Below are 6,685 nucleotides of genomic sequence, written 5' to 3'. Positions count from 1 at the left end.
GTATTAACACATATCCCTTTTTAGTTTGAAAATTTTGGGAAATAAATTTTAAGAATTATTTAAGATTAAGGAAAGATTAGTTTAAGAATTAAATATTAAAATGTATTTATAAACTAACTAAGGAGATGATTAAATGAATATTAAGATATATAAAAAATTAGCTATAGTATTAACTTTATCAATTGTTATTTTCAGTGCCACAGGATGTGAGTCATTAGGCGCTTTTAACCTTTTTCAAAAATCAGATTCTAATAAAGAATATTCTATCTCGAGTATACTAGAAAATGCAGCTTCAACAGTTGAAAATATTACTTCTGATGTAATTGGATTTACAAAAGACTTTATAGGCGATAAAGATTTCAGAGAAGGCGAGATAGAAAAAATTAAAGCAATTCCAAATAAAATTAAAGATAATATTGATATATTTGAAAAAAATTCGAATGGTTTTGGATTCAATGAAAATAATAGCATAGTTAAATGGGGGTCTGATGTATATCAGAAAATTAAAGGCTCAATAAATGAATTGATAGAATTGAATTAGAAGAGAAAAATAAGAAGCTATATAAGTTTAAAGCTATATCTTAATATTAAGATATAGCTTTATTTTGTATAAGAACATAAAAATAAAAAATATATTGACAAAGTTAAATCATAAATATATTATATTAATAACAACTTATTAGCACTCAACTTAATAGAGTGATAATAAAATTACTTTAGAAATTATTACTTATAAATAATTAATATATATTATAGATAACGGAGGTATTGTGTATATGAATATAGAAAAAATGACAGTAAGAGTACAAAAAGGCTTAAATGAAGCTTTTAATATAGCGGTAAAAAATCACAACCAACAAGTGGATGCAATACATCTATTAAGTGCACTTGTAAACCAAGAAGATGGTCTTATTCCAAATATACTAGAAAAGATGAACGTGTCTGTTGATGCATTTAATAACAGTATAAATTCAGAACTTAATAAATTACCACAAATACATGGTGAAGGGATAAATTCACAAGGAGTAACAGCTACAAGAAAGATAAATGAAATTTTAATTAAAGCAGAAGAAATATCTAAAGAATTTAAAGATGCATATATAAGTGTAGAACATGTCATGATTGCAATAATGGAAGTTGAATCAAAAACAAATATAGGTAAGATATTAAAGCAATACAATATAAATAAGAATGATTTTTTAAATGTACTATCAAAAGTTAGAGGAAATCAAAGAGTAGAAAGTCAAGATCCAGAAGGAACTTATGAAGCATTAGCTAGATATGCTACAAACTTAGTAGAATTAGCTAAGAAAAACAAGTTAGATCCTGTAATAGGAAGAGATGAAGAAATAAGAAGAGTTATAAGAATATTATCAAGAAGAACTAAAAACAATCCTGTATTAATAGGAGAGCCAGGAGTTGGTAAAACAGCCATAGTAGAAGGACTAGCTGAAAGAATAGTTAGAGGCGATGTCCCTGAAGGATTAAAAGATAAAGTAATATTCTCATTAGATATGGGATCTTTAATTGCAGGAGCTAAATATAGAGGTGAGTTTGAAGAAAGATTAAAAGCAGTTCTTAAAGAGGTTCAAGGTGCAGAAGGTAAGATAATTTTATTTATAGATGAGATACACACAATAGTTGGAGCTGGAAAAACTGATGGAGCAATGGATGCAGGAAATTTAATAAAACCTATGTTAGCTCGTGGAGAACTAAACTGTATAGGAGCAACTACTTTTGATGAGTATAGACAATATATTGAAAAAGACAAGGCTCTTGAAAGACGTTTCCAACCAGTTATGGCTGAAGAACCTAGTGTTAATGATACAATTTCAATACTTCGTGGACTTAAAGAAAGATTTGAAATTCATCATGGAATAAGAATACATGATAATGCTATAGTTGCAGCTGCAAAATTATCGGATAGATATATACAAGATAGATTTTTACCAGATAAAGCTATAGATTTAATAGACGAAGCTGGAGCTATGATTAGAAGTGAGATAGATTCTCTTCCAACAGAGCTTGATACAGTGAGAAGAAAGTTATTAACATTAGAAACAGAAAGAGAAGCGTTGTTAAAAGAAAATGATGAGAAAAGTAAAGAAAGACTTGAAAAGCTAGGAAAAGAATTAGCTGAATTAAAATCTAAAAACGACGAAATGACTGCTAAGTATGAAAAAGAGAAAAGTCAAATATTAGAAATAAGAAATTTAAAAGCACAGCTTGATGAAGCTAAAGGAAATGTTGAAAAGTATGAGAGAGAGTATGACTTTAACAAAGCAGCAGAACTAAAATATGGAGTAATACCTAAATTAGAAGAACAAATAAAGGCACATGAAGAAAAAATGCAAGAAAGCTATGAAAATGCTTTATTAAAAGAAGAAGTAACAGAAAATGAAATTTCTCAAATAGTTGCTAAGTGGACAGGTATACCAGTTACTAAACTTGTAGAGGGAGAAAGAGAAAAACTATTAAAGTTAGAAGATGAACTACACAAAAGAGTAATTGGACAAGACGAAGCTGTAACTGCTGTAAGTAATGCGGTAATACGTGCTCGTGCAGGACTTAAAGATGAGAATAAGCCAATAGGTTCATTTATATTCTTAGGACCTACGGGGGTAGGTAAAACAGAGCTTGCTAAAACTCTAGCTAACAACCTATTTGATAGTGAAGACAATATTATAAGAATTGATATGTCAGAATACATGGAAAAACATGCAGTATCAAGACTTATAGGGCCTCCTCCAGGATATGTAGGATATGAGGAAGGTGGACAATTAACAGAAGCTGTAAGAAGAAATCCATATTCTGTATTATTATTTGATGAGATAGAGAAAGCACATGAAGATGTATTTAACTTATTCCTTCAAATATTAGATGATGGAAGACTTACTGACAATAAAGGCAAAACAGTAGATTTTAAAAATACTATCATAATAATGACTTCAAATATAGGTAGCTCATATTTATTAGAAGCTGGAGAAGATATTAATGATGAAGCTAAAGAATTAGTTATGAACGAAATGAAGAGAAGATTTAAGCCAGAATTCTTAAATAGAGTTGATGATATTATAATGTTTAAACCATTAGATAAAGAAGGAATAAAACAAATTATAGACATCTTTATGAAATCTTTAAGAAATAGATTACAAGATAAGAGCATAGAAATTGAAGTTACAGAAAGAGCAAAAGACATAATGGTTAAAGAAGGATATGATCCAATTTACGGAGCTAGACCATTAAAAAGATATATAAGTAATGTACTAGAAACTATGATAGCTAAAAAGTTAATAGCAGGAGAAATATATAACGGATGCACTATAGTAGTTGATGAAGAAAATGAAAATATAAATATAAATATATCTGTAAAATAGTTTAATGAAATAAAATTAAAAAGTACTACCTAAAACTTAGGTAGTACTTTTTGTGTAATTTTAAATTTTGAGTGACAAAATTGTAACGCCATATAACTTTAAATATAAACGTACCAAATTTTTTTATGCTAAAATAAAAAAAGAATGTAATTTAAATGGTTAAAAGAGGGGATTATTATGAAATTTGTATCAATAAGGAAATGTGATGATTATAACTATGAAAATATAAAAAAATCAATAGAGAAAAACTTAGAAGATATTGGCGGAATAGAAAAATATATAAATCCAAATAGCAAAGTATTAATAAAACCAAATTTGCTTATGAAAAAGATACCAGAAGAAGCTACAACAACACATCCAACAGTAGTTAAAGTTGTATGCGAAATGCTTCTTAAATTAAATTGTGAGATAGTAATTGCTGATAGTCCAGGAGGCCCGTATACTACATCAGCTTTAAAAGGTATATACAAATCAACTGGAATGAAAGATATAGCGGATGAATTAGGTGTAACTCTAAACTATGATGTGAGTGAAGTAAAAGTAGAAAATGAAAGCTCTAAAGCATTAAGATTTATGGATATAATAACTCCAATAAAAGAAGTTGATCATATAATTAATATATGTAAATTAAAGACTCATGGTATGGCTACATTTACTGGAGGAGTTAAAAATCTATATGGATCTATTGCGGGATTAAAAAAAGCAGAAATACATTATAGATTTCCAAGTGAAGAAATATTTTGTGAAGATGTATTATTAGATATATGCTCATATGTAAATCCAACACTAACTATTATGGATGGAATTGTTGGCATGGAAGGAGAAGGACCTTCTGCAGGAAGTCCGAGACATATTGGAACAACTTTAGTATCAACAAGTCCATATGCGTTAGATTCAATAGCTTGCAAACTTATAAATTTAGATATAAACAAGGTTCCAACTGTAAGAGGAAGTATAAAAAGAGGATACATAAAGAACGATTTAAGCGATGTTAAAGCAATAGGTGATGATATAAGTCAATTTGTTGTAAAGGATTTTAAAATACCAAAAACAAGCAAAGATTTTAGGTTATTATCATCGACTTTACCTAAGTTTATACATGAACCTCTTACGAAATTATTAACTCCAAAGCCAGTTGTTTCTTACAATAAGTGCGTGAAATGTAAAAAATGTATAGAGGCATGTCCAGCAAAGGTTATAAGTTTAGATTCAAAAATAAAAATAGATTTAAGTAAATGTATAAGATGTTTTTGCTGCCATGAACTATGTCCTAAAAAAGCTATAGATATAAAACGAAGCATAGTATTTAAGTTAATAAAATAATAATAATTGGAGAGTAAATATGAAAAAATTTGAATATCAAGTATTAACACTTGAAGGATTAGATATAGAAGATGAACTAAATAAATACGGGCAAGAAGGTTGGGAATTAGTAGCAATAGACCAACGTGGAAGACAGTATTTAAAGAGAGAGATAAATATATAAGTATAAAAGGCTAGTTGAAATAAATTTATTTATTTTGAACTAGCTTTTTAGCTGAAGTTTAAAATAACACATACTTTTAAAAATAGTGTTTAACAAAATTCTACCGAAATACATATAATAAAAAGTGTCAGTGTAATTTAAATGCACAAAATTTATTTTAGGGGGAGTGTTTCATGAGGGTAGACTGCAAACTATATGAGTTTAGGGGTGTATGGGTAGCAACAGTATATGATATAGATTGGCCCAAGACAAAAAATGATGCTGAAGCACAAAAGAAAGAATTCATACAGTTATTAGATAAATTGCAAAGTCTAAATTTTAATGTAGTTATGGTTCAAATTAGACCTACATCAGATGCTTTTTACAAATCAAAAATCAATCCATGGTCATCATATCTTACAGGAACACAAGGAAAAGATCCAGGGTATGACCCACTTCAATTTATGTTAGATGAAACACATAAAAGAAATATGAAGTTTTATGGATGGCTAAATCCATATAGAGTAACTACTAAAGGAACTGATTTAAGTGTATTAGCAGATAATAATCCAGCAAAATTAAATCCTGACTGGGTTTTGGAATTTAAAGATGCACTTTCATACAATCCTGAAGATAGAGAGGTAATAAACTATTTAGCAACTACAGTTTTTGAAATAGTTTCTAATTATGATGTAGACGGAATAATATTTGATGAATATTTCTATCCAGAAGGTTATCCTATGCCAAAATGTGAGTGTAAATGGATATGTAAATGTGGATGCTGGGAATGTGTAAATGTTGGAGATTACAGAAGATCAGCTATAAATTATTTAATAAAAACTATATATAAAGTTATAAAAGCTACGAATCCAAAAGTTCAGTTTGGAATAAGTCCTTTCCCAGTATGGAAAAATAAGAGTAGTGACATAAATGGATCTAATACAAATGCACAAGAAGGTTATTATGCTTTATATTCAGATCCTTTAACTTGGATACAAGAAGGAACTGTAGATTTCATAGCACCACAAATATATTGGGCAACTAACGACAAAAAAAATCCGTATGAAACACTAGTAAGATGGTGGTCAAACGTAGTGGAAGGTACAAATGTAAAATTATATATTGCACAAAGTATAAATAAAGCAGAAACAGCTAAAGAGCTAGATAAACAAATTGCTATAAATAGAGAGTATCCAGAGGTTAAAGGAAATATATTGTTTAGTTATAGAGATATAGCTAGTAATAATGGAGGTATAGTACAACAATTAGAAAAGGCATATTCAGAAAAGGCATGTATCTTATAAAAAATAGCCCTTATAATAAGATTTATTTAAACAATAGAAATATATGTTTAAAAAAACTATTATAAGGGTTTTTTTATGCTAAATATTTAATTAAATTAAAAATATACATTACAATTAAAATATTTGTAAGTAAACTCAAAAAAGAGTTAAGCGAAATCTCAGCATTAGAACCGACCTTTATTACAGGCGCTAAAGGTAACCTGTATTTTTTACAAGATGGATAAAAAAGACAAACTCCACTAGAGTTGAACATATCCAAAAGTATATGAGATATGCAACCTAATATAAAACCATAAAATATTATAAATATATATACATCTAAAAATACAAAGATATAAGGATAGAATAATTTAAATAAAATATTTATTAATAATGATAAAAAAATTAAAAAGTATATAAATAAGGCACTGTGAGTAAATCCTCTGTGGTGAAACTTATTGTTAATTACTTTAGACAAAATATTAAACTTTTTTCCTATATAAGATTGTGGGCAATCTATGTCAGGAAAAATAGAACCTAATTTTAAGAAGTAAATATAT

6 protein-coding genes are annotated in these 6,685 nt (G+C 28.1%); 5 read left to right on the top strand and 1 reads right to left on the bottom strand.

The window, feature by feature from the left end; genetic code table 11:
* Nucleotides 1-133: 133 nt before the first annotated feature.
* The 5 genes from RWY47_RS11145 (at nucleotide 134) to RWY47_RS11125 (ending at nucleotide 6,146) form a co-directional block, all read left to right on the top strand.
* Nucleotides 134-541 (top strand): hypothetical protein, encoded by a 408-nt coding sequence (locus RWY47_RS11145; RefSeq protein WP_224170606.1) that lies wholly within the window; start codon nucleotides 134-136, stop codon nucleotides 539-541.
* Nucleotides 542-776: 235 nt separating this feature from the next.
* Complete coding sequence (gene clpB / locus RWY47_RS11140; RefSeq protein WP_224170607.1) at nucleotides 777-3,377, top strand: ATP-dependent chaperone ClpB; 2,601 nt, start codon at nucleotides 777-779, stop codon at nucleotides 3,375-3,377.
* 177 nt (nucleotides 3,378-3,554) lie between these two features.
* Nucleotides 3,555-4,700: a DUF362 domain-containing protein gene (locus tag RWY47_RS11135; RefSeq protein ID WP_150842666.1), complete on the top strand. Its 1,146-nt coding sequence runs from the start codon at nucleotides 3,555-3,557 to the stop codon at nucleotides 4,698-4,700.
* Between the two features lie 19 nt (nucleotides 4,701-4,719).
* Nucleotides 4,720-4,863 (top strand): DUF4177 domain-containing protein, encoded by a 144-nt coding sequence (locus RWY47_RS11130; RefSeq protein WP_021429391.1) that lies wholly within the window; start codon nucleotides 4,720-4,722, stop codon nucleotides 4,861-4,863.
* A 173-nt stretch (nucleotides 4,864-5,036) separates the two neighbouring features.
* Nucleotides 5,037-6,146, top strand: a complete 1,110-nt coding sequence (locus RWY47_RS11125) for a glycoside hydrolase family 10 protein (protein WP_150842667.1) — start codon at nucleotides 5,037-5,039, stop codon at nucleotides 6,144-6,146.
* Between the two features lie 73 nt (nucleotides 6,147-6,219).
* On the opposite strand, the gene RWY47_RS18175 is transcribed toward RWY47_RS11125, so the two are convergent.
* On the bottom strand, nucleotides 6,220-6,681 hold the full coding sequence (locus tag RWY47_RS18175) for a metal-dependent hydrolase (protein ID WP_442953958.1): 462 nt from the start codon (nucleotides 6,679-6,681) through the stop codon (nucleotides 6,220-6,222).
* Nucleotides 6,682-6,685: the final 4 nt, after the last annotated feature.

Origin of the sequence: Paraclostridium sp. MRS3W1 (genome assembly GCF_032465715.1) — a bacterium.
GTDB classification, from domain to species: domain Bacteria; phylum Bacillota; class Clostridia; order Peptostreptococcales; family Peptostreptococcaceae; genus Paraclostridium; species Paraclostridium dentum.
The sequence above is the reverse complement of the archived record's forward strand: the minus strand, read 5'-3'. Positions and strand labels throughout refer to the sequence as shown.